General features: G+C 66.3%; 32 protein-coding genes. 24 read left to right on the top strand and 8 right to left on the bottom strand.

All coding sequences use genetic code 11. From position 1 onward, the window contains the following. Positions 1-436 precede the first annotated feature (436 nt). From leuD to leuB, 5 genes are read left to right on the top strand one after another with little or no spacing between them, the layout of a single operon-like run. Positions 437-1042, top strand: a complete 606-nt coding sequence (gene leuD / locus VE25_RS20430; RefSeq protein WP_046110529.1) for a 3-isopropylmalate dehydratase small subunit — start codon at positions 437-439, stop codon at positions 1040-1042. A gap of 2 nt (positions 1043-1044) precedes the next feature. After that, positions 1045-1434 carry a RidA family protein gene (locus VE25_RS20435; RefSeq protein WP_046110530.1) on the top strand — a complete coding sequence of 130 codons (390 nt, stop codon included), beginning with the start codon at positions 1045-1047 and terminating at the stop codon, positions 1432-1434. Then, the gene (locus tag VE25_RS20440) at positions 1434-1886 is read left to right on the top strand and encodes a GNAT family N-acetyltransferase (RefSeq protein ID WP_046110531.1); all 453 of its coding nucleotides are present in this window, start codon (positions 1434-1436) and stop codon (positions 1884-1886) included. The genes VE25_RS20435 and VE25_RS20440 overlap by 1 nt, the downstream gene beginning before the upstream one ends. Beyond that, positions 1879-2331, top strand: coding sequence for a GNAT family N-acetyltransferase (locus tag VE25_RS20445; RefSeq protein ID WP_052732119.1), 453 nt, complete (start codon positions 1879-1881; stop codon positions 2329-2331). The genes VE25_RS20440 and VE25_RS20445 overlap by 8 nt, the downstream gene beginning before the upstream one ends. A 34-nt stretch (positions 2332-2365) precedes the next feature. Next, entirely contained in the window at positions 2366-3463 is a 1098-nt protein-coding gene (gene leuB, locus VE25_RS20450) for a 3-isopropylmalate dehydrogenase (RefSeq protein WP_046110532.1), read from the top strand. 136 nt (positions 3464-3599) lie between these two features. Here the strand turns inward: leuB and VE25_RS20455 are convergent, their stop codons facing one another. Beyond that, positions 3600-4604 (bottom strand): LLM class flavin-dependent oxidoreductase, encoded by a 1005-nt coding sequence (locus tag VE25_RS20455; protein WP_046110533.1) that lies wholly within the window; start codon positions 4602-4604, stop codon positions 3600-3602. 221 nt (positions 4605-4825) lie between these two features. Here VE25_RS20455 and VE25_RS22095 point away from each other — a divergent pair, with 221 nt between their 5' ends. Together VE25_RS22095 and VE25_RS22100 are read left to right on the top strand one after the other, a co-directional pair. Continuing rightward, positions 4826-5404: an acyloxyacyl hydrolase gene (locus tag VE25_RS22095; RefSeq protein WP_052732120.1), complete on the top strand. Its 579-nt coding sequence runs from the start codon at positions 4826-4828 to the stop codon at positions 5402-5404. A 76-nt stretch (positions 5405-5480) separates the two neighbouring features. Continuing rightward, positions 5481-6032, top strand: a complete 552-nt coding sequence (locus VE25_RS22100) for an acyloxyacyl hydrolase (RefSeq protein WP_052732121.1) — start codon at positions 5481-5483, stop codon at positions 6030-6032. Between the two features lie 160 nt (positions 6033-6192). On the opposite strand, the gene VE25_RS20470 is transcribed toward VE25_RS22100, so the two are convergent. After that, a complete protein-coding gene (locus VE25_RS20470; protein ID WP_046110534.1) occupies positions 6193-7383 on the bottom strand; it encodes a BaiN/RdsA family NAD(P)/FAD-dependent oxidoreductase in 1191 nt (396 codons plus the stop codon). Positions 7384-7701: 318 nt separating this feature from the next. Between VE25_RS20470 and VE25_RS20475 the strand changes: the two genes are divergently transcribed. From VE25_RS20475 to VE25_RS20485, 3 genes are read left to right on the top strand one after another with little or no spacing between them, the layout of a single operon-like run. Beyond that, positions 7702-8742: an aspartate-semialdehyde dehydrogenase gene (locus VE25_RS20475; protein ID WP_046110535.1), complete on the top strand. Its 1041-nt coding sequence runs from the start codon at positions 7702-7704 to the stop codon at positions 8740-8742. Next, positions 8742-9038, top strand: coding sequence for a YciI family protein (locus VE25_RS20480; protein ID WP_046110536.1), 297 nt, complete (start codon positions 8742-8744; stop codon positions 9036-9038). The genes VE25_RS20475 and VE25_RS20480 overlap by 1 nt, the downstream gene beginning before the upstream one ends. Before the next feature lie 44 nt (positions 9039-9082). Further along, the gene (locus VE25_RS20485) at positions 9083-9946 is read left to right on the top strand and encodes an EamA family transporter (RefSeq protein WP_046110537.1); all 864 of its coding nucleotides are present in this window, start codon (positions 9083-9085) and stop codon (positions 9944-9946) included. 38 nt (positions 9947-9984) lie between these two features. Here the strand turns inward: VE25_RS20485 and VE25_RS20490 are convergent, their stop codons facing one another. From VE25_RS20490 to VE25_RS20500, 3 genes are all read right to left on the bottom strand, one after another. Next, on the bottom strand, positions 9985-10311 hold the full coding sequence (locus tag VE25_RS20490; protein WP_052732122.1) for an EF-hand domain-containing protein: 327 nt from the start codon (positions 10309-10311) through the stop codon (positions 9985-9987). 92 nt (positions 10312-10403) lie between these two features. Continuing rightward, positions 10404-10652 (bottom strand): EF-hand domain-containing protein, encoded by a 249-nt coding sequence (locus tag VE25_RS20495; RefSeq protein ID WP_046110538.1) that lies wholly within the window; start codon positions 10650-10652, stop codon positions 10404-10406. Positions 10653-11017: 365 nt separating this feature from the next. Continuing rightward, entirely contained in the window at positions 11018-11659 is a 642-nt protein-coding gene (locus tag VE25_RS20500) for a carbonic anhydrase (RefSeq protein ID WP_046110539.1), read from the bottom strand. A gap of 73 nt (positions 11660-11732) precedes the next feature. Between VE25_RS20500 and VE25_RS20505 the strand changes: the two genes are divergently transcribed. After that, a complete protein-coding gene (locus VE25_RS20505; RefSeq protein WP_046110540.1) occupies positions 11733-11939 on the top strand; it encodes a DUF1737 domain-containing protein in 207 nt (68 codons plus the stop codon). A 109-nt stretch (positions 11940-12048) separates the two neighbouring features. Here the strand turns inward: VE25_RS20505 and VE25_RS20510 are convergent, their stop codons facing one another. Both VE25_RS20510 and VE25_RS20515 read right to left on the bottom strand, forming a co-directional pair. Further along, complete coding sequence (locus VE25_RS20510) at positions 12049-12309, bottom strand: YdeI/OmpD-associated family protein (RefSeq protein WP_046110541.1); 261 nt, start codon at positions 12307-12309, stop codon at positions 12049-12051. Between the two features lie 9 nt (positions 12310-12318). Next, a complete protein-coding gene (locus tag VE25_RS20515) occupies positions 12319-12723 on the bottom strand; it encodes a VOC family protein (RefSeq protein ID WP_046110542.1) in 405 nt (134 codons plus the stop codon). Positions 12724-12800: 77 nt separating this feature from the next. Between VE25_RS20515 and VE25_RS22105 the strand changes: the two genes are divergently transcribed. After that, complete coding sequence (locus VE25_RS22105; RefSeq protein ID WP_052732123.1) at positions 12801-13286, top strand: MarR family winged helix-turn-helix transcriptional regulator; 486 nt, start codon at positions 12801-12803, stop codon at positions 13284-13286. A 4-nt stretch (positions 13287-13290) separates the two neighbouring features. Here VE25_RS22105 and VE25_RS20525 read toward each other — a convergent pair whose 3' ends face one another. Further along, positions 13291-13857: an NUDIX domain-containing protein gene (locus tag VE25_RS20525; protein ID WP_046110543.1), complete on the bottom strand. Its 567-nt coding sequence runs from the start codon at positions 13855-13857 to the stop codon at positions 13291-13293. 195 nt (positions 13858-14052) lie between these two features. Here VE25_RS20525 and VE25_RS22110 point away from each other — a divergent pair, with 195 nt between their 5' ends. The 12 genes from VE25_RS22110 (at position 14053) to zapE (ending at position 22370) form a co-directional block, all read left to right on the top strand. Then, on the top strand, positions 14053-14577 hold the full coding sequence (locus VE25_RS22110) for a hypothetical protein (RefSeq protein ID WP_052732124.1): 525 nt from the start codon (positions 14053-14055) through the stop codon (positions 14575-14577). Positions 14578-14747: 170 nt separating this feature from the next. After that, positions 14748-15134, top strand: a complete 387-nt coding sequence (gene sdhC / locus VE25_RS20535; RefSeq protein WP_046110544.1) for a succinate dehydrogenase, cytochrome b556 subunit — start codon at positions 14748-14750, stop codon at positions 15132-15134. Continuing rightward, entirely contained in the window at positions 15134-15529 is a 396-nt protein-coding gene (sdhD, locus tag VE25_RS20540) for a succinate dehydrogenase, hydrophobic membrane anchor protein (RefSeq protein WP_052732125.1), read from the top strand. Before sdhC ends, sdhD begins: the two co-directional genes overlap by 1 nt. A gap of 5 nt (positions 15530-15534) precedes the next feature. After that, positions 15535-17346: a succinate dehydrogenase flavoprotein subunit gene (gene sdhA, locus VE25_RS20545; protein ID WP_046110545.1), complete on the top strand. Its 1812-nt coding sequence runs from the start codon at positions 15535-15537 to the stop codon at positions 17344-17346. Further along, complete coding sequence (locus VE25_RS20550; protein ID WP_046110546.1) at positions 17346-17798, top strand: hypothetical protein; 453 nt, start codon at positions 17346-17348, stop codon at positions 17796-17798. Before sdhA ends, VE25_RS20550 begins: the two co-directional genes overlap by 1 nt. Then, on the top strand, positions 17795-18226 hold the full coding sequence (locus VE25_RS20555; protein WP_046110547.1) for a DUF3052 family protein: 432 nt from the start codon (positions 17795-17797) through the stop codon (positions 18224-18226). The genes VE25_RS20550 and VE25_RS20555 overlap by 4 nt, the downstream gene beginning before the upstream one ends. Beyond that, entirely contained in the window at positions 18223-18513 is a 291-nt protein-coding gene (locus VE25_RS20560) for a hypothetical protein (protein ID WP_046110548.1), read from the top strand. Before VE25_RS20555 ends, VE25_RS20560 begins: the two co-directional genes overlap by 4 nt. Before the next feature lie 100 nt (positions 18514-18613). Next, complete coding sequence (locus tag VE25_RS20565; protein ID WP_046110549.1) at positions 18614-19396, top strand: succinate dehydrogenase iron-sulfur subunit; 783 nt, start codon at positions 18614-18616, stop codon at positions 19394-19396. Then, positions 19396-20112: a class I SAM-dependent methyltransferase gene (locus VE25_RS20570; protein WP_052732126.1), complete on the top strand. Its 717-nt coding sequence runs from the start codon at positions 19396-19398 to the stop codon at positions 20110-20112. The genes VE25_RS20565 and VE25_RS20570 overlap by 1 nt, the downstream gene beginning before the upstream one ends. A 16-nt stretch (positions 20113-20128) precedes the next feature. Then, positions 20129-20344 carry a hypothetical protein gene (locus VE25_RS20575; protein WP_046110550.1) on the top strand — a complete coding sequence of 72 codons (216 nt, stop codon included), beginning with the start codon at positions 20129-20131 and terminating at the stop codon, positions 20342-20344. Between the two features lie 187 nt (positions 20345-20531). After that, entirely contained in the window at positions 20532-21212 is a 681-nt protein-coding gene (locus tag VE25_RS20580; RefSeq protein WP_046110551.1) for an AprI/Inh family metalloprotease inhibitor, read from the top strand. Positions 21213-21227: 15 nt separating this feature from the next. Beyond that, a complete protein-coding gene (zapE, locus tag VE25_RS20585; protein ID WP_046110552.1) occupies positions 21228-22370 on the top strand; it encodes a cell division protein ZapE in 1143 nt (380 codons plus the stop codon). Positions 22371-22430 lie beyond the last annotated feature (60 nt).

The raw sequence follows: 22430 nt of genomic DNA on the forward strand, positions 1-22430 counted from the left end.
GGGAGGCAGTGCCCAACCCATTGATCTGGCGCGAGAATAAAAACTTATCCCCGCGCCTTCCACCGGCCCTATCCTCTTCCTCGCACCCCGCCGCTACACACGCGGCATGGACGAGATGTCGGGCGGGGGCGTTGGGGCAGCCGGGTCGCCGGCGGGCAGGGTGTCTGTTACGGACCGGCGGATCAACGAGCGTCCGCATGCTTCGTGTACGGCTCACAAATCCCAGCGTGTGGGGCGGCTAACGCTTCCCATCTAAAACTAAATAGGAGGCGAAAGCCGCCCCGCATTCGTGTGTCCGAAAGGACCACAACCGCAGGACCGAGCGTCCGGGCGGCGCACCCGCACGCGCCGCCGAACGCTTTGCCCGCAAGCCGCACTTGACCTAAACCGCGCATTTGCGTCAAAGGAAGGCCAGTTTCGCGAAGGCTCGTTCCCGATGGAAAAATTCACGACATTGACGGGTGTGGCGGCTCCGCTGCCGATCATCAATATCGACACGGACATGATCATCCCCAAGCAGTACCTCAAGACCATCAAGCGCACCGGTCTTGGCACGGCGCTGTTCTCGGAGATGCGCTACAACGAGGACGGCTCGGAGAACCCGGAGTTCGTGCTCAACAAGAGCGCCTACCGCGATGCCAAGATCATCGTGGCGGGCGACAATTTCGGCTGCGGATCTTCGCGCGAGCATGCGCCCTGGGCGCTCCTCGACTTCGGCATCCGCTGCGTCATCTCGACGAGCTTTGCCGACATCTTCTACAACAACTGCTTCAAGAACGGCATCCTGCCGATCGTCGTCACCCCCGAGCAGCTGAAGCTCCTGCTCGACGATGCCGAGCGCGGCTCCAACGCAACGCTCACCGTCGATCTGGAAAGCCAGACGATCAAGGGTCCGGACGGCGGCACGGTGCATTTCGACATCGATCCGGCCCGCAAGCACATCCTGCTCGAAGGGCTCGACGACATCGCCGGCACGCTGAAGTCCGACCCGTCCATCTCCGCCTTCGAGGGCAAGATGGCGGCCGCGCGTCCCTGGCTCTAAAGATGGTCCAGCGGATCTCGACGGGATCGCCGTTCGAAGCGACCTTCGGCTATTCGCGCGCCGTGCGGCACGAGGACACCGTCTATGTCTCGGGCACCACCGGCTACGACTACGCCACCATGACCATGCCCGAGGGGGTCGGCGAGCAGGCGAGGAACGCGCTCGCCACCATCGACACGGCCTTGAAGCAAGCGGGGTCGGGCATCGAGGACACGGTGCGCGTCGTCTACTATGTGGGCGACCGCGCTCATGTCGACGAAGTCGTCGCCGCCGTCGGCCCGGTCTTCCGCGACATCCGCCCCGCCGCCTCCATGCTCATCGTCTCGATGATCGAGCCGGGCATGAAGATCGAGATCGAGGTCACCGCCCGCATCGGGGCGCACAAGAGCTGATGGACATCGCCCTCAAGCTCGATCCCGACGAGGCCGACGTCAGGGCGGTGCGCGACGGATTGATCGCCTTCAACCGCAAGGCCTCGGGCCGGGAAGCGGGCTGGCAGCCTTTTGCCGTCCACCTCAACGATCCCACGAGCGGCGAAGCCGTAGGCGGGATAACCGGCTTTACCACTTTCGATTGGGTGTTCGTCGAGCTCTTTCATATTCCGGAGCACTTGCGCGGGCAGGGTCACGGCCGCGCGCTCATGGCAAAGGTCGAAGCGTTCGGACGTGAGCGCGGCTGCATCGGCATCTGGCTCGATACCTTCAGCTTCCAGGCCCGTCCCTTCTACGAAAAGCTCGGCTTTTCCGTTTTCGGCACGCTCGAGGATCATCCGATCGGCGGCCGGCGTTACTTCATGAGCAAACGGCTCGATGCCGCGAATGCGCTGGAGAACGACAATGGCTGACGACCGCGATAACCATGAGCCAAAGGTGGACATCCGGTTCACCCTCGAGCCCGCCGATGCCGATATCGGCGTCCTCGTGCAGACGATCCGCGACGCCAATACGGCCAACGGGGCGGGCCCGGACGGCTACCAGCCGGTCGGCTTCTTCATCGCGGACGAGACGACTGGCGAGACCATCGGCGGCCTCAGCGGCTATGCGCTCTTCGACTGGCTCTTCGTCCAGTTCCTCGCCGTGCCCGAGACTTTGCGCGGAAAGGGCCTCGGCGCCGAGCTGCTGAACCAGGCCGAGAGCTGGGCGCGCGAGCGCGGGCTCGCCGGCATCTGGCTCGACACCTTCGCGTTCGGCGCTCCGGACTTTTACCGCAAGCACGGCTTTACCGAATTCGCCGCGATCGAGGACCATCCGCCCGGTTCGCGCCGCCATTTCTTCCTCAAGCGCTTCTGACGCGCACCGCACCAACGCAAACGGAACCTTCCCAATGTCCCATTCCCTCCTCCTCCTTCCCGGCGACGGCATCGGCACCGAGATCATGGTCGAGGTCGAAAAGATCATCGCCTGGACCAACGGCGAGGGCCTGACGGACTTTTCGACCGACCACGGGCTCGTCGGCGGCGCCGCCTTCGACAAGCACCAGGTCGCCGTGACGGAAGAGGACGTCGAGAAGGCCAAGGCCGCCGATGCGGTGATCTTCGGGGCGGTCGGCGGGCCGAAATGGGACGACGTGCCCTATGAGCACCGGCCGGAAGCCGCGCTCCTGCGGCTGCGCAAGGAGCTCGGCGTCTTCGCCAACCTGCGTCCCGCCATCTGCTACCCGGCGCTCGCCGAAGCCTCCTCGCTGAAGCGCGAGCTCATCGAGGGGCTCGATATCCTCATCGTGCGCGAATTGACGGGCGGCGTCTATTTCGGCGAGCCCAAGCAGATCACCGACCTCGGCAACGGGCAGAAGCGCGCCGTCGACACCCAGGTCTACGAGACCTATGAGATCGACCGCATCGCGCGCGTCGCCTTCGATCTCGCCCGCACCCGCTCGGGCAAGGTGCATTCGGCCGACAAGAAGAACGTCATGAAGTCCGGCGTCCTCTGGGACGAGGTGGTGCGCAGCGTCGCCAGGGACTATCCGGACGTCGAGTTCCACCACATCCTCGCCGACAACGCCGCCATGCAGCTGGTGCGCAATCCCAAGCAGTTCGACGTGATGGTCACCGACAACCTCTTCGGCGACATCCTCTCGGACGCCGCCGCGATGCTGACCGGGTCGCTCGGCATGCTGCCCTCCGCCTCCCTCGGCGCGCCCGATCCGGTCACCGGCAAGCGCAAGGCCTTCTACGAGCCCGTCCACGGCTCGGCCCCCGACATCGCCGGCAAGGGCATCGCCAACCCCATCGCCATGATCGCGTCCTTCGCCATGGCGCTGCGCTATTCGTTCGGGCTGGTCGAGCTCGCCGGCAAGGTGGAGGCGGCGATCGCCGCCGTCCTCGGCGATGGCCTGCGGACCGCCGACATCGGCGAGAGCAACCGCAAGACCATCGGCACCGAAGAAATGGGCGCGGCGATCCTCAGCAAGCTCAAGGTTTAAGATTCCGCTCTGGAGCCATTTCCCCACGGGGTCATCCCCGCGCAAGCGGGGAACTCTGTTTGCCGGTACGAGTCAGGAAACGGAGATTCCCGCTTTCGCGGGAATGACCCTGTGGAGAGACCAGTGTTCTGCCACCTCAAGCCTCCAGCCCGAACGCCTCGGCGATCAGCCGGTAGCTCTCCCGCCGCTTCTCGTAGGAGTGCATCTGCGTGGTGATCATCACCTCGTCAGCACCGGTCTCCTCGCGCTTCTCCTCGATCCTGGCCTTGACCGTTTGCGGGCTGCCGATGATCCAGAGCGGGCGCTGGTTCTCGATGATGGCGAGCTCGCGCTCGGTATAGTCGTGGGCGGCCGCTTCCTCGGGGGGCACGAGCTTTCGCTGCTGGCCGGAATGGAAGAGCGCCCAGGAGAGCGCCTGCGAGCCGGAAAGGAACTGCGCCTCCTCATCGGTTTCGGCGCAGATCACCGAGACGCAGACGATGGATTTCGGTTCCGGGAACGCCGGGCTCGGCACGAACGCGTTGCGGTAAGCGGCGATCGCCGGTCCGCCCGGGGCCGGGCTGAAATGGGCGGCGAACGCATAGCCCATGCCGAGCTCGCCGGCCCCGCTGGCGCTCGCGCCCGAGGAACCGAGGAGCCACATCGGCGGCAGGCCGACGCCGCCCGGCGCCACGGCGACCCGCGAGAGCGGATGGTCGGCGGGGAAGGTGCCCTCCTCGAAGGCCATCAGCTCGGCAAGGTAGTGCGAAAATTCCTCGCCCCCGCCGGTCCTCAGCGCGCGCATCGCATAGCCGTCGCCCCCCGGCGCGCGCCCGAGCCCCAGGTCGATGCGCCCGGGATTGAGCGCCTCGAGCGTCCTGAACGCCTCGACGATCCGCAGCGGCGCATGGTTGAGGAGCATCACCCCGCCCGAGCCGACGCGGATGCGGCTGGTCGCCGCCGCGGCGCTGGCGATCAGCACTTCGGGGGAGGCCGAGCCGATCGAGGGCATGCCGTGGTGCTCGGCGAACCACAGCCGCGAATAGCCCAGCGCCTCGCCCGTCTGCGCCAGCTTGACCGTCTCGGCCAATGCCTCGCTCGTCGTCACCCCCTCGGCAATCGGGGCAAGGTCGAGGATGGAGAGGGGGAAGGGGCTGGCCATGGGTTATGAACCTGATGCAGGGAAAAGACGAAAGTTCCCGCTCCTATTATCGTCATTCAACGATGAAGGCGAGGCCGGAGTGGCTGCGACACCGACGTGAGGACCGGCTGCGCTGTTACCCGCCGACCACAGCGAACGCGAATTCGTCGGCTGCTGATTGACTCCGCGAGCCCTCTCAAGGCTTTATCTGCATTCCGGTCATTTGTCGGAAAGTTTGTGTGATGCGTCGGACGTGCCTGGCCCTGCTCCTTGCCCTACTCGGGGCCGAGGTCGCGCAGGCGCAGGAGCAGACCTTCTTTCTGCCCAGTGTCGTCGATGAAGTGCGCGTGGGCATCCACGCGCACGAGGCGCATTATTCGCTCTGGCCCGTCTATATGGACGAGTGGGATCTCTCGCAGATCCACGATGTCAGCTTCGACGTGCTCTTCCGCTCGCCGCAGGTGGACGTTTTCCGCTGGATCGGCTCGCCGCGCCCGGAGCTCGGCACCACGATCAATCTCGCCGGCGTCGAGAGCACGTTCCATGCGGCCCTCACCTGGCAGGTGCCCGTATTCGACACGCCGCTCTTCCTTGAGGGCACGTTCGGGGCGGCGCTGCACAACGGCTATATGAACGGCGCGCCCGACGGGCGGCGCAACCTCGGCTGCCGCATCAATTTCTACGAGCGCTTCGGCGTCGGGGTGAACATCACCGAGAGCGCGACGGCGCTGCTCACCTACGAGCATACGTCGAACGCGGATCTCTGCGATTCCAACAGCGGCTATTCGAATTTCGGTTTGCGCATCGGCATGAAGTTCTAGCGCCAGGTGAACGGGATGCGTGACGGCGGCGGGCTTTGACGCTATTGAGTGGGCCGCGAAGCGTGCGGGGTGGCATATGCGTAGTGTTTCGGTTCTGGGTCTTGCGGCCGTCCTGACAGGACTCGGCCTCTCGGGCGCGGCGGCGCAGCCCATCGTCTTCGACGAAATCCGCGGCGGGCTCTACGCCCACAGCATCGACGAGGGCTCGTTCGATGCCAGCCGTATCGAGGACGCCAATGTGGAGCTCCTCTTTTCCATTCCCTCGCTCGACGAGGTCACCCTTCTCGGGCAACTGCGCCCGCATATCGGTGCCACCATCAATCTCGGCGGGCTCGAGAGCATGCTCTATGCCGGCATGAGCTGGACCGTGCCGCTCGGCGATACGCCGATCTTCGTGGAAGCGGCCTTCGGCGGCGCCGTGCACAATGGCGAGCTCGAGGGCGCCGAATACCCCATGCGCGATCTCGGCTGCCGCGTGCTCTTCCATGAATCGCTCAGCCTCGGCGTCAACATCACCGAGCAGGCCAGCATCATGGCGACCGTCGAGCATGCCTCGCACGGCTCCATATGCGAGGGCGACAACCGCGGCCTGACCAACCTCGGCGTGCGCGTCGGCTGGAAGTTCTGACCCCTCATCCGGCGCTGCGCGCCACCTTCTCCCACGAGGGGAGAAGGGAAGGGGGCTTACCTAGAGTTTATGCGGAACGTAGGCTGGACGGATGAGGCGTGAGGCACCTCCCTTCTCCCCTCGTGGGAGAAGGTGCCCCGAAGGGGCGGATGAGGGGGTGCTAGATCGCCTGCCCCGCCGCCCAGCCGGAGGCCCAGGCCCACTGGAAGTTGTAGCCGCCGAGCCACCCGGTCACGTCCACCACCTCGCCGATGAAGTGGAGGCCCGGCACCTTCTTCGCCTCGAAGGTCTGGCCGTCGAGCTCTCGGGTATCGATGCCGCCGAGCGTCACCTCGGCGGTGCGGTAGCCCTCCGAGCCCACGGGCTTCAGAGCCCAGCGCTTGATCAGCGCCTCGACGGCGGCGAGGTTCTTGTCGGAAAAATCTCCGATCATGCCGGGAAGGTTCAATTCCTCGCCCAGCATCTGCGCCAGGCGCCTGGGCAAGTGCGCGGCAAGCACCGTCTGGATGGCGAGCTTGGGCGTTTTGGCCCGCGCCTCGCGCAGCATCTCCATCGCATCCCGCTCCGGCAGGAGGTCGACGACGATGGCGTCGCCCTCGCGCCAATAGGACGAGATCTGCAGGATCGCGGGGCCGGAAAGCCCGCGATGGGTGAAGAGCAGCGCCTCCTCGAACCGCGTCTTGCCGTGGCCGACGACGGCGTTGGTCGAGACGCCGGCGAGGGGCTTCAATTTTTCCAGCGCCCCCGTCTCGAAGGTCAGCGGCACCAGCGCCGGGCGCGTTTGCGTCACGGCGAGCCCGAACTGCTCGGCGAGTTTGTAGCCGAGGCCCGTCGCCCCCATCTTGGGGATCGACTTGCCGCCGGTCGCGACCGTCAGCTTCTCGCAGGTCACCGAGCCCGAGGAGAGGCGGACGGCAAAGCCTGCTTCCGTCTTCTCGACCGCCTCGATGCTCGTTCCGAGTTCCACCGTCACCCGCGCCCGCTTCAATTCCGTCATCAGCATGTTGATGATCTCGAGCGCCGAGCCGTCGCAGAAAAGCTGGCCCAGCGTCTTCTCGTGATGGGCGATGGCATGCCTGTCGACGAGCTTGATGAAATCGGCCGGCGTATAGCGCGAGAGTGCCGAGAGCGCGAAGCGCGGGTTCTGGCTGAGGAACCGCTCGCGCCCGGTGGCGACCGTCGCGTTGACATTGGTGAAGTTGCAGCGCCCGCCGCCCGAGATGCGGATCTTTTCGCCCGGGCTCGTCGCGTGGTCGACGAGCAGCACCTGGCGTCCGCGCCGCCCGGCTTCGATCGCGGCCATCATGCCGGCGGCGCCGGCGCCGAGGACGATGGCGTCGTAGTGGGTCATCTTTGATCTTTCGCTTGGAGCCGCTCCCATAGCGCGAACATTGGTGGCAAGCAAATTCATTGACTCTTAGCCAATAGCGCGTATGAGAAACGCTGGTTGATCCAAGGATCAGATTGATGCGCAGCGTCTTGACGAGCTTCGAGCTTGCCGCCGGCCCCGTGGGCACGGCCCGCGCTGCCATGACCACCAAAACGACCAAAACCGCCTGAGGCTTTTCCCCGGGTCGTCTCCCGCCGGGGAGAGGCCCGCAAAGAGCCAGGCCGCGGCACCGGTGCTGCGCGGGAGCGGATCAGGTCAACGGGACGGAGTTCCTAGCAAATGGGTTATCGCGTAGCTGTCGTCGGCGCCACGGGCAATGTGGGCCGGGAAGTCCTCAACATCCTCGCCGAGCGCAAGTTCCCGGCCGACGAGGTGGTGGCGCTCGCCTCCTCGCGCTCGGTCGGGCGGGAAGTGAGCTGGGGCGACAAGATCCTCAAGGTCAAGAACCTCGAGGACTATGATTTTTCCGGCATCGACTTCGCCATCATGTCGGCGGGCGGCTCGACCGCCAAGGAATGGGCCCCTAGGATCGCCGCCAAGGGCGCCATCGTCATCGACAATTCGAGTTACTGGCGCTACCACGCCGACGTGCCGCTCGTCGTGCCCGAGGTCAATGCCCACGTGCTCGATGCCTTTATGGCTAACCCCAAGCGCACCAATATTATCGCCAACCCCAACTGCTCGACGGCGCAGCTCGTCGTGGCGCTGAAGCCGCTCCACGACGCGGCGACCATCAAGCGGGTGGTCGTTGCCACCTACCAGTCGGTCTCGGGCGCCGGCAAGGACGCCATGGACGAGCTCTGGGCGCAGACCAAGGGTATCTTCGTCAATGACAAGCCGGCTCCGGCAAAGTTCCCGAAGCAGATCGCCTTCAACGTGATTCCGCACGGCGGGGACTTTATGGAAGACGGCTATACGACCGAAGAGTGGAAGATGACGGTCGAAACCAAGAAGATCCTCGATCCCAAGATCAAGCTCACGGCCACATCCGTGCGTGTGCCGGTGTTCGTAGGCCATTCGGAGGCCGTTAATATCGAGTTCGAAAAGCCGATTCTCGCGGACGAGGCGCGCGAGATTCTGCGCGAAGCGCCGGGCATCGCCGTCATCGACAAGCGCGAGGCCGGCGGCTATGCGACCCCGGTCGAAGCGGTGGGCGAATACGACACGTTCGTGTCGCGCATCCGCGAGGACGTGACGGTCGAGAACGGGCTTGCCATGTGGGTGGTCTCGGACAATTTGCGCAAGGGCGCCGCCCTCAACACCATCCAGATCGCCGAGACGCTCATCGAACGGGGCCTGATGGACCGCAAGGCGGCCTGATGCGCTACATCGCGATCTTCGAGGACATCGCCGATGGCTCGGCCATCCGTGCCGACCTGACCGAGGCGCACCAGGCGTTCCTGCGCCAGCACAAGGGCAAGCTCCGGCTTGCCGGGGCCGTGCGCGAGGAGCATGGCGGCAGGCCGGTCGGCGGCGCCTGGGTGTTCGATACGGATACCCGAGAGGAAGCCGACGCGATCGTTCGGGCCGACCCGTTCTTTGCCGCAGGCCTGCGCGCCACCTACAAACTTCTCGCCTGGGGCACCGCTCCGGGCTATGAGGACGTGGTGCTGTAATTTCCCGGGTGCGCGGCCACCGCGCACCTCTTTAAGCCATTGCCATGCCGCTGCGCGACGTTCTTCTCGCCCTCGTGGTCGTCACCATCTGGGGCATCAACTTCACCGTCATCAAGCTCAGCGTCACCGAGCTGCCGCCGATCCTTGCGGCGGCGCTGCGGTTCTTGTTTGCCGCGGTGCCGGCGGTGTTCTTCGTGCCGCGCCCGAAAGCGTCCTGGACGCTCGTCGTCGGCTATGGGTTGCTGATGGGCTTTGCGCTCTATGCGCTTCTCAACATGTCGATCTATCTCGGCATGCCGGCCAGCCTCTCGTCGGTCGTCCTGCAGGTGCAGGCGATTTTCACCATCCTTCTCGCCTTCGCCTTCCTCGGCGAGCGGCCGCGCAAGCTCCAGCTCGTCGGCTCGGCCGTTGCCTTTGCGGGCATCGCCGTCATCGGGCTCGCGCGCTCCGAGGGCGCGGCGCTCTTTCCGTTCCTTTTGACGATCGCGGCGGCTTTCGCCTGGGGCGGGGCCAATATCGTCTCCAAGAAGGCTGGGGCGACCAACATGGTGGCCTTCACCGTCTGGGGCAATCTCGTCGCGCCGCTGCCGCTCCTGCTGCTCTCGCTTGTGCTCGACGGCCCGCAGGCCGTGCTCACGGCGCTCTCCCATCCGACGTGGGAAGTTGCCGGCATCATCGCGTTCCTCGCCTATCCGACGACGCTGTTCGGGTTTGCGGTGTGGAGCGGGTTGCTGCAGCGGCATCCGGCGGCGAGCGTTGCCCCGTTCACGCTCCTGGTGCCGGTCGCGGGCATGGCCTCAGGTATGCTGGTGCTGGGCGAGCGGGTGGCGGCGATCGATATCGCCGGCGGCGTGCTCATTCTCTTCGGGCTGGCGCTGATCGTCATGCGCTTCCCAAAACGCGCATGAAATAAAGCCCCGGCGCGCGGCCGGGGCCTTGTTGCCGGTTACTGGGACTCCGAGGGCACTTCCCCGGCGGGCGGTGCAGGATCGGCAGGGGCGGTCGTCGGCGGAGCCGCCGGCGCTGCCGGCGCCGGAGCGGCTGCCGCGCCCTGCTGCATGATCGCGACCTCTTCGGCCGAAAGGCCGCCGCTGCCGTCGGTGTCGGCGGCGTCGAACTCTTCCTGGGTCAGCTGCGGCCAGGCCACGGTGATCTCCTCGAAGGAGAGCTCGCCATTGGCGTCGGCGTCGAGGTCGGCAAAAGTCGTCGCCTGGGCGAAAGCCGCCCCGGTCAGCAGGCCGACGGCGGCGAGGGAAAGCACAAGCTTCTTCATTTCAATACCTTATCGAAGGGAGGAGGAAGCGCCGGCGGAGGCCGGCGCCTTGTCGTGGTGTGCGCCCCGCGGCTGGCGCGGGGCGGCGTGCCTTACATGGCCGGCGCGCTCGTTGCCGAAAGGGTGGCGAACTCGTCTTCCGAGAGCTCGCCGCTGGCATCGAGGTCGGCGGCGGCAAAGGCTTCGGCGGTCACGTCCGGCAGGGCAGTCTGCACCTCGGTGAGGCTGAGGCCCCCGCTCGCATCGGCATCGAGCGTTGCGAAGTCGGGTGCGGCTTCCTGGGCCATGGCGGCGGTGGAAAGGCCGAGAGCGACGAGCGCGGGCAGGACAATCTTGTGCATAGGCGTGATCTCCGGTTGGGTGGATCGCGGTCCCGCGAGTGCCGGACCGACGGATGCGTTGCTGCGATCCGCAGGCAAGACCGTGAGCGGGCTTTGTGACCCGCGGGGGCCGGAAAGCGGGTAATATTCTGGAGTTTTGCGGGCAGGCGGCGCGGCGAGCCGGCAGGTATAACGGCAAGTTGAAGGCCGCCCGCTGAGGCCGCCCGGCAATCGAGGCGGGCAGGCGTCGCACAGTTGCCAAATCAACGGCGCAATGCTCAACGGTACATTTTTGTGGCAGGGTAGTATTGGCCGTTCACGCCCGCGTGAACGGCCGGTCGAACTCTGGGTTTGCCCAATATCGAAGGATCAGATCGATCGGAAGATCAAACGTCCGGTCGCGAAAAATCGCCGGTGTCGGGGTTCATCACCCACAATTCACCGGTCGAAATGTCGAACCATGCCCCATGTAAGGCAAGTTTTCCTTCCGTCTCAAGCTTGGCGACGTAAGGAAAGGTCCGCAGGTTGCCGATGGAGTTGCGGATGGAGATCCGTTCCAGAGCCGTCTGCCGTTCGGCTGGCGTCATCAGCGCGTTCTGCCCGACCTGAGCGGAAACGGGGCCGAGCATGCTCATCCACTTGCCGATGAAGTCGCCGGCATCGAGCGGCTTGGCGTTCGGCGAGAGGGCGGCGTGGATGCCGCCGCACCGTCCGTGGCCCATGACGACGATGTTGGAGACCTCGAGCGAGACGACCGCGAACTCGATGGCGGCGGACGTGCCGTGCTGGCCCCCGTCCGGCTGGTATGTCGGCACGAGGTTGGCGACGTTCCTCAGGACGAACAGCTCGCCGGGTCCGGCATCGAAGATCGTCTCGGGCGCCGCGCGGCTGTCGCAGCAGGCGATGATCATGGTGGTCGGGCTCTGCCCTGTCGCCGCCAGTTCGCTGTAGCGGCTCTGCTCGCGGGCGAACCGGCCGGCGAGGAAGTTGGCATAGCCTTGAATGAGGTGTTCAGGAAACCGGTGCATGTCGGATCGAATAGCTGTAAGCAGCGGGGAGTTCAACACGTCTCGGTTTGCACTGGAGACATTGGGGGTCTGCATGCTGATTTACCGGTTCCTGTCGGGCGAGGACGATTCCGCGTTCTGCCACAAGGTCACCAAGGCGCTTTCTGAGGGTTGGGAGCTCTACGGCTCGCCCACCTACGCCTACGATGCGGTGAGCAAGAAGATGCGCTGCGGCCAGGCGGTCACCAGGATCGTGCGCGAGCAGCCATACGATCCCGACAAGAAGCTGGTGGACTATTAGGGCGGCCCGTGTAAGCTGCTCATGCAGCCACAACCGCGACTGTCGTCCCCGGCTTTCGCCGGGGTGATAGCGAGGTGAGGTGAAGTTTGGCGCCAACGCAACGCCAACCTCACTCGCGCGGCCCGTTGTACTCCATCTTCATATAGGCGTCGCCGCGCGCCAGCTCGTCGAGCATCTGGTCGATGCGCTTCTGGCGGGTATCCGCACGCTTGGCGCGCGCGATCCAGCCGAGATAGTCGTTGCGCTGGTAGGCGGGGCGCATCTCATATGCGCGCTCGAGGTGCCGCTCCTTCAGCAGCCGGCCGATATCGGCGGGCATGGGCTGGAGCGCACGCTTCAGGTTTTCGCTCGAAGGGGCTGAGGTCGTCATGGCTTCACCTCACTGGGTGGTGATCACCACGGATGCGGCGCTGCGCGTCGCCGGGCCGTGATGGACCGCTTCGATGTTGTTGCCGTCGGGGTCGAGGGCGAAGGCGGCGTAGTAGCCGGGATGGTAGGGCCGCTCGCCCGGCGCGCCGTTGTCGGTGCCGCCATTGGCGAGGGCCGCCTCGTGGAAGCGCCGGACGGCGTCGTGGTCGGCGGCCTGGAAGGCCAGGTGCACGCGCGTCACGTAGTCGTCGGCCTTGTCGACGAAAAGCTCGTCGGCGGCGAAGGCGCCTTCGAACTCGTAGGTGATGCCGAGCCCCAGCGTCTCCAATACGGCGCGATAGAAGCGCTTGGATCGCTCCACGTCCGCCACCCGCAGATGCACGTGATCCAGAAGCCGTCCCTGGTGGAACTCCATCGCCGCTCCTCCTTGCCGTATTTGTATAGCTATGCTAAATATAAGCTAAGCTAACAAATTGAGTCAAGAGGACGGCCATGCTCAGCGAAAAGGACCGGCGCACCCTGCAGATCTTCCACCGCGCCGCCGTGCCGCTCGATCGGGCCGTGCAGGCCGCCGACCGCGCGAGCGGCTGCAGCGGGGCGCAGCTGCAGGCGCTTTCCGCCATCGTCTTTTTCGGCGCCACCACGCTTTCGGCTCTCGCCGCGCATGAGCGCATCGCCGCGCCCACGGCTTCGCGCATCGTCGAGAGCCTGGTGCAGGCCGGGCTCGTCGACCGCACGCCGGCGCCCGGCGACCGACGCGCCAGCCAGCTCGTCGCGACGCCCAGGGGACGGGCAGCGCTCACTACGGCGTGCGATGCGCGTGTCGACATGCTGGAAGGGGTGCTGGAGGATTTCACCCGCGAGGAGTGGGCGGCGCTGGCGGTGACGGCGCGCGCCCTCAACCGCGTCTTCGGCCTCGACGGGGGCGGGCGCTACATTCCGCGCGCCGAGCTGCTGGCCGAGACGGAAACCGTCTGAGCCTTCAGGCCTGCCGGTTGAGCTTCAGCCACTGCAACATCAAGACGGTCTTGGCGTCGATGATCTCGCCGCGCCCGATCATGGCGTAGGCGGTCTCGAAATCGAGTTCGATCACCTCGATGTCCTCGCCCTCGTGGCTGAGGCCGCCGCCTTGCGCGATCCGGTCGCCGGGGCCGTAATGGCCGATGAAGCAGGCGCATTTCTCGGTGAGCGAGCCGGGGCTCATATAGAGATCGAAGAGAAAAGTGAGGGTTTGCGGGCGGTAGCCCGTCTCCTCCTCCGCCTCGCGCCTTGCGCAGGTTTCCGGGTCGTCCCCGTCGAGCAGCCCCGCGCAGGCCTCGATGAGGAAGCCGGAATCGCCGTTGAGGTGCGCGGGCAGGCGGAACTGGCGCGTCAGCACCACCCGGTCGGCAAGAGGATCGTGGAGCAGCACGGAGGCACCGCTACCGTGGTCGTAGACCTCGCGGGTCAGCGTCTGGCGCGTGCCGTCGCGGCGCGGGTGGCTGAGCTCGAACTGGGTCAGGCTCCCCCAGTTCTGGGCAAGGGTCCGGCGATCGTGGATGGTGACCATGAGGGCGTCTCATTGCGTGTCGGGCAAAAGCTTGTCGCCGATTTGCCCGCGCCCCGCCAGCCGTCGCGCCGCATGGGCTCCATGGCTTAATCGCAGGTGAACGTCTCCTTCAGCGCCGGTTCGAAGCCGCCTCCCTAGAGAGCGCCCCCATTCGCGGCGCAGGACGCCGCTTCAATCAACAAAGGAGACCAAAAAGTGAAGACCATTACCCGTATCGTTCTCGTCGCTGCCGCCGGCCTTGCCCTCGCGGTTCCCGCCCATGCGGCCAGCCGCGCCGTGCAGATCAACGCCGATATTTTCGGTGATCGCTGCGCCGCCCAAGGCGGCCTCCTGCAGTCGGATGGGGCGACCTATCTCTGTCAGACGCCGGCCATCGACATGCTCTGCAAGTTCGTCGCGCCGTCGGCCGCCCAGTGCGCCTGGGCCGGCATCGACAACACCCGTGCGGTGGTGCGGCTCATCGGCATGTCGAGCGGCGCGGTGCCCAGCACCAGCAGCGGCATCGCCTACAAGCCCGACAATGGCGGCGGCATCGACCTGCCGGACCTGCCGATCGACAACGGCAATGGCGGCGGTGGCGGGATCGACCTGCCGGACCTGCCGATCGACAACGGCAACGGCGGTGGCGGCGGGATCGACCTGCCCGATCTTCCGATCGACAACGGCAATGGTGGCGGCGGCGGCATCGATCTGCCCGATCTTCCGGTCAACAACAACTGATCGGCCCCTCCATCACGCCTCCTGCGGCCGGGCATTCCCTGTCCGGCCGCATGCTGCAAAAGTTTAAGCGGGCGCAAGCTTTCCGCCTTTGACGCGGCGCGTTCGCGACGCTAGAAGTCTCGAACCATTCCAAACTGGCGCGGTCTCCCGCCGCGCGGCAGGAAGGCTTCATGGCAGCGCGTCCCAGACCCACATCCCCTCACCTTTCGATCTACCGCTTCACCATCACCATGACGATGTCGATCGTCCACCGCGCCACCGGCATCGCCAACTATGCCGGCACGGTGCTGCTGGCCGCCTGGCTCGCCGCGGCAGCGTGGGGCGAGGATGCGCTGAACGTCGTCAACACGATCTACGGCAGCTGGTTCGGGATGATCGTCCTCTTCGGCTACACTTGGTCGCTGCTCCACCACATGCTCGGCGGCATCCGCCATTTCGTGTGGGATCTCGGCTACGGCTTCGAGCCGGGCCAGCGCGAGGGCCTCGCCTGGGCCAACCTCATCGCCTCGGTGGTGCTCACTCTTCTGGTGTGGACCCTCTTCGTGTGGATGGCCTGATGCGCGAACATGTCGTCACCCGCGAGATGATCGCGAACCCCAAGAGCAAATACGGGAACCCGAAGGCGGCGACCCGCCACTTCTTCCTGCAGCGCCTCTCGGGCGTCTCCAATATCGTCTTCACGCTCTTCCTGGTCTTCATCGTCGTGCGGCTCGCCGGCGAAGGCCGCGCCGACGTCGTTGGCCTTCTCGGCAACCCGCTCGTCGGCATTCCCTTCGCCATCCTCTTTGCCATCGTCGCTTTCCACATGCGGATCGGCATGAACGAGGTGATCGAAGACTATGTCAGCGAGGAGCGCACCAACCGGCTGACCATGGCGCTCAACGCGTTCTTCGCCCTCGCCGTCGGCCTTGTCGGTGTCGTCTCCATTCTAAAGATCGTCTTCTGGGGTTAGGCCTGATGGCTAGCGCATACGAACTCATCGACCACGAATTCGACGTGGTGGTCGTCGGGGCTGGCGGGGCGGGCCTGCGCGCGACGCTCGGCATGGCCGAGCAGGGCTTCAACACCGCCTGCGTGACCAAGGTCTTCCCGACCCGCTCGCACACGGTCGCCGCCCAGGGCGGCATCGCCGGCTCGCTCGGCAACATGGGGCCGGACAGCTGGCAGTGGCACATGTACGACACCGTCAAAGGGTCGGACTGGCTCGGCGACAACGACGCCATGGAATACCTCGCCCGCGAGGCGCCGGCCGCGATCTACGAGCTCGAGCACTATGGCGTGCCCTTCTCGCGCACCGAGGAGGGCAAGATCTACCAGCGCCCGTTCGGCGGCCACATGACCGAGTTCGGCGACGGCCCGCCGGTGCAGCGCACGTGCGCGGCGGCCGACCGCACGGGCCACGCCATCCTCCACACGCTCTACGGGCAGTCGGTCAAGAACAACGCCCAGTTCTTCATCGAATACTTCGCGCTCGATCTCATCATGGGCGAGGACGGCGCCTGCCAAGGCATCATCGCCTGGAAGCTCGACGACGGCACGCTCCACCGCTTCCGCGCCAAACTGGTGGTGCTGGCGACGGGCGGCTATGGCCGCTCCTATTTCTCGGCGACCTCCGCCCACACCTGCACCGGCGACGGCAACGGCATGGTGGCGCGCGCCGGGCTCCCCCTCCAGGACATGGAGTTTGTGCAGTTCCACCCGACCGGCATCTACGGCGCGGGCGTTCTCATCACCGAAGGGGCGCGCGGCGAGGGCGGGTACCTCACCAATTCGGAAGGCGAGCGCTTCATGGAGCGCTACGCGCCCAATGCCAAGGACCTCGCCAGCCGCGACGTCGTCTCGCGCTGCATGACGATGGAAATCCGCGAGGGGAGGGGCGTTGGCCCGAAGAAGGACCACATCTACCTCCACCTCGACCATCTCGACCCCAAGGTCCTGCACGAGCGCCTGCCGGGCATCACCGAATCGGCCAAGATCTTCGCCGGCGTCGACTTGACCCGCGAGCCGATCCCGGTGCTGCCGACGGTGCACTACAACATGGGCGGCATCCCGGCGAACTATCACGGCGAGGTGCTGGACCCGACGCCCGAGAACCCCGATCGCGTCGTGCCCGGTCTCATGGCCGTGGGCGAAGCCGCCTGCGCCTCGGTGCACGGGGCCAACCGGCTCGGCTCCAATTCCCTGACCGACCTCGTCGTTTTCGGCCGCGCCGCGGCGCTGCGCGCCGGCAAGGTCCTCGACCGCAACGCGCCGGTGCCGGGGATCAATCAGGCAGAGGACGACAAGATTCTCGCCCGCTTCGACCGGCTGCGCAACGCCAATGGCGGCAAGCCGACGGCGAAGCTGCGCGATGCCATGCAGCGCACCATGCAGGAGGACGCCGCGGTCTTCCGCACCGGCAAGACGCTGCGCTCCGGGGTCGAGCGCATGAGCGCCATCTTTGCCGAGTTCGCCGACGTCAGGGTCACCGACCGCTCGATGATCTGGAACTCCGATCTCGTCGAGACGCTCGAGCTCGAGAACCTGATGATCAACGCGCTGACCACCGTGGTTTCGGCCGAAGCCCGCCATGAGAGCCGCGGCGCCCACGCGCGTGAAGATTTCCCCAGCCGCGACGACGAGACCTGGCGCAAGCATTCGCTCGCCTGGATTGGCGCGGACGGGCAGGTTTCGCTCGGCTACCGCCCGGTGCACGTCGATCCGCTGACCCCGGAAAGCGAAGGCGGCATCAGCCTGAAGAAGATCGCGCCCAAGGCGCGGGTGTATTGATGCGGCGCCTGGCCGTCATCGCGGCTCTGCTGGCGCTGGCCCTGCCGGCCCACGCGCAGCCTGGGGCGACGAGCGATGCGGAGCTTGCCGAGGCGCTGCATGGCTGCTGGTTCCGCAAATCCTGGAGCGCCGAGATCGAGGCGCAGCGGGCCGATCCCGATTTCCGCATCTCCAGCCAGATGTGCTTTGCCGGCGGGCTCGAGGGTGAGGTCGACGACTCCTTCTGTCAGGGCTACAGCTCGGATGACTGCGGCGTGCTCCTGGCGTCCTACGCGCTCAGGGATGGCAAGCTCTGGCGCGACTACGGCCCCGATGCAGCCGATGGGCGCCTCAGCGTTTGCGACGTGACCCTGGACGGCAATCGTTGGCTCACGCTCTCCAACTGCCAATGGGTGGAAGGGGACGCCGGACCGATTGAGGATATCGCCTACGAAAGGATCGTGGACCTGTGAACGGCCCGGCGGGATATTCCGGCACGCCGCTGGCGCAAAAGCTCGGCCTCAAGGACGGGCAGCGGGTGCTGTTCGTCGATCTGCCGGAGACGCTTGCCGGGCTCGCTTCCTCGCGTGCCTTCGCGGCTGCCGAGCGGGTGACGCTGTCGCAGGTCGGCGATGCCGGACGCGGCTACGATGTCGTCCACATCTTCACCGCTGCCCGCGCCGTGCTCGAGGACATGCTCGCCCGCTGCATGCAGCTGATCGCGCGCGATGGCATGATCTGGGTCTCGTGGCCCAAGAAAGCCGCCAGGATCGCCACCGACGTCACCGAGGACGTCATCCGTGAAACCTGCCTGCCGCTCGGGCTCGTCGACGTCAAGGTCTGCGCCGTCGATGCCGTCTGGTCGGGCTTGAAACTCGTCATCCGCAAGGAACTGAGATGATCCGAGGTCTTGCCGCTCTCGTGCTCGCGGCCGTCGCTCTGGCTCCGCCGGCACTCGCCGCGCCGACGGCGGCCCAGAAAGCCGAATTCCACGCGGTGTGTGTCGGCATCAGCGGCAACGATGCGCTCTGCACCTGCAAGGCGGATGCGGCGATGGACCTCATCGACGAACGGTTCATGGGTGTCGTGATAAGCTCGATGAAGGGCGGCGCGCCGGCCGCTTCCGACTACGAGGCCTACAACACCTACGTCGCCAGATCGAACCAGATCTGCAAACCGGACTACTGAGCGTTCCAGACCGCTTTCTGCGGCTCGTGAACGCCACTACATAGAGACTGGACTACCGCGCCGTCTGCGGACGGCGCGACCCCGAAAGGACACGCGAACCATGGCCGAACTGGTGCTTCCCAAGAATTCCCGACCCGCCAGGGGCAAGACCTGGCCGCGGCCGGAAGGCGCCAAACGCGTGCGCGAGTTCCACATCTACCGCTACGATCCGGACAAGGCCGACAACCCGCGCATCGACACCTATTTCGTCGACCTCGACGATTGCGGCCCGATGATCCTCGACGCGCTCCTGTGGATCAAGAACGAGGTCGATCCGACGTTGACGCTGCGCCGTTCCTGCCGCGAGGGCATCTGCGGGTCGTGCTCGATGAACATCAACGGGCTCAACACGCTCGCCTGCACCAAGGGCATGGACGAGAGCTCGGGGCCGATCAAGGTCTATCCGCTGCCGCACATGCCGGTGGTCAAGGACCTGGTGCCGGACCTTTCCAACTTCTACGCCCAGCACCGCGCCATCGAGCCGTGGCTGAAGACGGTCAGCGAAACCCCCAAGGACGAGTGGCGCCAGTCGATCGAGGACCGCGCCAAGCTCGACGGGCTCTACGAATGCATCCTTTGCGCCTGCTGCTCGACCTCGTGCCCGTCCTACTGGTGGAACGGGGAGAAATATCTCGGGCCCGCCGCGCTCCTCCAGGCCTATCGCTGGCTGATCGACAGCCGCGACGAGACGCAGGCCGAGCGCCTCGATGACCTCGAGGACCCGTTCAAGCTCTATCGCTGCCACACCATCATGAACTGCGCCAAGGTCTGCCCCAAGGGGCTGAACCCGGCCAAGGCCATCGCCGCCATCAAGAAGATGATGGTCGAGCGCCAGGCGGCCTAGTGGCGGGAACCTACCCCGAAGGCTTTTACGATGATCGCCGCGCCCACACGGCGCATGCGGCACGCACCGTGCTCGGCCTCGTCTTCCCGTACCTCACGCCCAGGCGCGTCGTCGACATCGGCTGCGGCACCGGCACCTGGCTTGCCGCCGCGCTGGAGCTCGGCGCGACGGACGTCGAGGGCATCGAGGGCGAGTGGGTCGCGCAGGACATGCTCGACGACACGCGCATCGCCTTTGCCGCGCGCGACCTCGAGCAATCGTTCGCCTTCGAAACCCCCTTCGATCTTGCCATCTCGCTCGAGGTTGCCGAGCACCTGTCGCCCGCGCGTGCCGACGGGTTCGTCGCCGATCTCGTCGCGGCCTCGCCGGCGGTGCTGTTTTCGGCGGCCGTTCCGGGGCAGGGCGGGGTCAACCACGTCAACGAGCAGTGGCAGAGCTACTGGGCCCGGAAATTCGCCGGCCACGGCTACGCCGCCTACGACATCGTGCGTCCTGCCGTGTGGGCGGATGACGCGATTCCCGCCTGGTACCGGCAGAACGTCCTCCTTTATCTCGCCGCCGGTCACCGGAGCGCGCAAGGGTTGACACGGGCGTCGATCGAGACCCTCGATATCGTCCATCCGCGCTTCTGGGAGCGGGCCAACCGCGAGCTCGCCTATGCCGGGGCTCTGCCGGAATCGGAAGTGCTGGCGCGCCGGGCGCGCGGTGAGGGCTGAGAGAAGGGGCAAGCCAATGGCGTTCCAAACCATCATTCACGTGCGCGACGTCTCGACGGCCAGGGTGCTGGTCGCCGCGCTCAAGGCCCACGGCTTCCATCCGCTCGAGGGCGGCGATGGAGGCCTGCCCGGCGTCACCGGCCTCAAGGGCACCGCCATCTCGGTGCCGGAGGAGGAAGCGCAGGACGCCGCGATCCTTGCCGGCGATCTGTTGCGCGAGATGGAACAATAGACCGGTCAATATACGTTGAACCGGTGGTTGCAGGGCCGGGCATTTGCCAAGCGCCTCAAAAAACCGCCACAATACTGCGCGCCAACTGCCCGATGCGGGCAGGGCGATTGAACAGGGATCGGTCATTGGCTATAAGCGCGGCCAATCCCTTAACCTTGGTTTAGCCCCGCGGGGCAGGAGCAAATCCATGACGGTTCGGATGCGCGGCTCGGCGTCCTTCTTCGGTCTTGCGGCAACAACGGCCATCGTGCTGGCCGGCTGTTCCTCAACGGCCGATACCCGCAATCTCAACGTGGTGGGCCAGGCCCAGCCGCAAACCCTCGCCCCGGTGCAGGGCTCGACGGTGGCGCAGAACACGCTGCCCCCGCTCGGCGGCGTGCAGGGGCAGGCAGCCCCCGGCCTTTCCGGCCAGCCGACGCTCGGCGGGGTGCAGGCCCAGCAGCAGGCGGCCCTTGGCGGCCAGACGGCCGCGCCGGGCCTTTCCGGCCAGCCGGTCCTCGGCGGCGCCCCCGCGGCGACGACGCCCGCCGCTCCGGGAGCCACTGCGCCCGGCGGCTCTTTCGTCAGCCTCGATCCGCTGGCGGCCAATATCGGCACGGGGCCGGAGGGCACGTGGACGGTGGTTTCCGGCCAGTCGCAGTGCCGGCTGAACCTGCCGCTGACCGCCGGCAGTGCTCCCGGCTACAACCGCGCCTCGGCTCCGGGCTGCACGCTGCCGGGCCTGTCGACCGTCGCCGGCTGGCGCCAGGTCGGCAGCCAGATCCAGCTCGTCGACGGGGCCAACTCCATCGTGGCGTTCCTTGCGCCGAGCGGGGGCAACTACATCGGCACGCTCGCCGGGGGCCAGCCGATCACCATGCAGCGCTAGCCGCGGCCGCACGCCGTGCAGGCCAGAGCCAGGGCGCGGGCGCCGGGCCCCGTCAGCCACGCCTACAAGGCGCTCGCCGACCGGGGCGCCATCTCGCCCGATCCGGCGCAGATGGAGGCCGCGCATCTTCTCGATGGCATCGCAGAAGCCCTCGGCGAGAGCCGCCCGGCCAGCTTTCTCGCGCGCTTCAAGGAGCGCGAGCCCGTCAGGGGCGCCTACATCTGGGGCGAGGTCGGGCGCGGCAAGACCATGCTGATGGACCTCTTCTTCTCGGTCGCGCCGATCAAGGCGAAGCGCCGCGTCCACTTCCACGAGTTCATGGACGAGGTCCATGCCGGCATCGCCGCCTTCCGCAAGACGGCCAAGGCGAAGGGCGACGAAACGGACCCGATCGAGGCGGTGATCAAGCCCATCGCCAGGTCGACGCGGCTCCTCTGCCTCGACGAGTTCCACGTCCACGACATCACCAATGCGATGCTGCTCTATCGCCTGTTCGACAAGCTCTTTTCGCGCGGCGTCGTGCTGGTCGCGACCTCCAATGTCGTGCCGGACCGGCTCTACGAGAACGGGCTCAACCGCGACCTTTTCCTGCCCTTCATCAAGCTTTTGAAGGAGCACGCGACCATCGCGTCGCTGCCGGCTCGGAAGGACTACCGGCGCGAGAAATTCTCGGGCCGCGAGGTCTATGCCTTCGGCACGGGGCCTGATGCGCGCGAAAGGATGGACGCGCTCTGGCTCGCCATCACCGGCGGCGAGCCAGGCGAGCCGACGAGCATCGAGAGCATCGGCCGGCAGATCCCGGTGCCGCTGGCCGCCATGGGCGCGGCCCGCTTCGGTTTTTCAGATCTTTGCGAGAAGCCGCTGGGCGCGCGCGATTTCGTGCGCCTCTCCCATGCCTTCGACAGTTTCGTCATCGACGGCGTGCCGCAGTTCGATCGGCTGAAGTCGGACGCGGCCAAGCGCTTCATCCTTCTCGTCGACACGCTCTACGACCGCGGCGTCAAGCTCGCGGCGAGCTTCGCTGTGCCGCTGGAAGAGTTGGGAAAGGACGACAAGACGGCCTTCGAATTCGAGCGCACGGTGTCGCGGCTGATCGAGATGGCCTCGAACGATTATCTTAGCGCGCCGCTGCGCGAGCCGGAAGCAGAATCTCGCTAAGAGGCACGTGCGAGACGAGACCGGTTTAGACGAAGGGTTCACTTGCACCTCTCCGGGGCA

It is taken from the genome of Devosia geojensis, from assembly GCF_000969415.1.
Taxonomy (GTDB): domain Bacteria; phylum Pseudomonadota; class Alphaproteobacteria; order Rhizobiales; family Devosiaceae; genus Devosia; species Devosia geojensis.

What these genes read in the sequence shown, in the direction of transcription:
- leuD (WP_046110529.1), top strand. Translation starts at nt 437, where the DNA reads ATGGAAAAATTCACGACATTGACGGGTGTGGCGGCTCCGCTGCCGATC.
- VE25_RS20435 (WP_046110530.1), top strand. Translation starts at nt 1,045, where the DNA reads ATGGTCCAGCGGATCTCGACGGGATCGCCGTTCGAAGCGACCTTCGGC.
- VE25_RS20440 (WP_046110531.1), top strand. Translation starts at nt 1,434, where the DNA reads ATGGACATCGCCCTCAAGCTCGATCCCGACGAGGCCGACGTCAGGGCG.
- VE25_RS20445 (WP_052732119.1), top strand. Translation starts at nt 1,879, where the DNA reads ATGGCTGACGACCGCGATAACCATGAGCCAAAGGTGGACATCCGGTTC.
- leuB (WP_046110532.1), top strand. Translation starts at nt 2,366, where the DNA reads ATGTCCCATTCCCTCCTCCTCCTTCCCGGCGACGGCATCGGCACCGAG.
- VE25_RS20455 (WP_046110533.1), bottom strand. Translation starts at nt 4,604, where the DNA reads ATGGCCAGCCCCTTCCCCCTCTCCATCCTCGACCTTGCCCCGATTGCC.
- VE25_RS22095 (WP_052732120.1), top strand. Translation starts at nt 4,826, where the DNA reads ATGCGTCGGACGTGCCTGGCCCTGCTCCTTGCCCTACTCGGGGCCGAG.
- VE25_RS22100 (WP_052732121.1), top strand. Translation starts at nt 5,481, where the DNA reads ATGCGTAGTGTTTCGGTTCTGGGTCTTGCGGCCGTCCTGACAGGACTC.
- VE25_RS20470 (WP_046110534.1), bottom strand. Translation starts at nt 7,383, where the DNA reads ATGACCCACTACGACGCCATCGTCCTCGGCGCCGGCGCCGCCGGCATG.
- VE25_RS20475 (WP_046110535.1), top strand. Translation starts at nt 7,702, where the DNA reads ATGGGTTATCGCGTAGCTGTCGTCGGCGCCACGGGCAATGTGGGCCGG.
- VE25_RS20480 (WP_046110536.1), top strand. Translation starts at nt 8,742, where the DNA reads ATGCGCTACATCGCGATCTTCGAGGACATCGCCGATGGCTCGGCCATC.
- VE25_RS20485 (WP_046110537.1), top strand. Translation starts at nt 9,083, where the DNA reads ATGCCGCTGCGCGACGTTCTTCTCGCCCTCGTGGTCGTCACCATCTGG.
- VE25_RS20490 (WP_052732122.1), bottom strand. Translation starts at nt 10,311, where the DNA reads ATGAAGAAGCTTGTGCTTTCCCTCGCCGCCGTCGGCCTGCTGACCGGG.
- VE25_RS20495 (WP_046110538.1), bottom strand. Translation starts at nt 10,652, where the DNA reads ATGCACAAGATTGTCCTGCCCGCGCTCGTCGCTCTCGGCCTTTCCACC.
- VE25_RS20500 (WP_046110539.1), bottom strand. Translation starts at nt 11,659, where the DNA reads ATGCACCGGTTTCCTGAACACCTCATTCAAGGCTATGCCAACTTCCTC.
- VE25_RS20505 (WP_046110540.1), top strand. Translation starts at nt 11,733, where the DNA reads ATGCTGATTTACCGGTTCCTGTCGGGCGAGGACGATTCCGCGTTCTGC.
- VE25_RS20510 (WP_046110541.1), bottom strand. Translation starts at nt 12,309, where the DNA reads ATGACGACCTCAGCCCCTTCGAGCGAAAACCTGAAGCGTGCGCTCCAG.
- VE25_RS20515 (WP_046110542.1), bottom strand. Translation starts at nt 12,723, where the DNA reads ATGGAGTTCCACCAGGGACGGCTTCTGGATCACGTGCATCTGCGGGTG.
- VE25_RS22105 (WP_052732123.1), top strand. Translation starts at nt 12,801, where the DNA reads ATGCTCAGCGAAAAGGACCGGCGCACCCTGCAGATCTTCCACCGCGCC.
- VE25_RS20525 (WP_046110543.1), bottom strand. Translation starts at nt 13,857, where the DNA reads ATGGTCACCATCCACGATCGCCGGACCCTTGCCCAGAACTGGGGGAGC.
- sdhC (WP_046110544.1), top strand. Translation starts at nt 14,748, where the DNA reads ATGGCAGCGCGTCCCAGACCCACATCCCCTCACCTTTCGATCTACCGC.
- sdhD (WP_052732125.1), top strand. Translation starts at nt 15,134, where the DNA reads ATGCGCGAACATGTCGTCACCCGCGAGATGATCGCGAACCCCAAGAGC.
- sdhA (WP_046110545.1), top strand. Translation starts at nt 15,535, where the DNA reads ATGGCTAGCGCATACGAACTCATCGACCACGAATTCGACGTGGTGGTC.
- VE25_RS20550 (WP_046110546.1), top strand. Translation starts at nt 17,346, where the DNA reads ATGCGGCGCCTGGCCGTCATCGCGGCTCTGCTGGCGCTGGCCCTGCCG.
- VE25_RS20560 (WP_046110548.1), top strand. Translation starts at nt 18,223, where the DNA reads ATGATCCGAGGTCTTGCCGCTCTCGTGCTCGCGGCCGTCGCTCTGGCT.
- VE25_RS20565 (WP_046110549.1), top strand. Translation starts at nt 18,614, where the DNA reads ATGGCCGAACTGGTGCTTCCCAAGAATTCCCGACCCGCCAGGGGCAAG.
- VE25_RS20575 (WP_046110550.1), top strand. Translation starts at nt 20,129, where the DNA reads ATGGCGTTCCAAACCATCATTCACGTGCGCGACGTCTCGACGGCCAGG.
- VE25_RS20580 (WP_046110551.1), top strand. Translation starts at nt 20,532, where the DNA reads ATGACGGTTCGGATGCGCGGCTCGGCGTCCTTCTTCGGTCTTGCGGCA.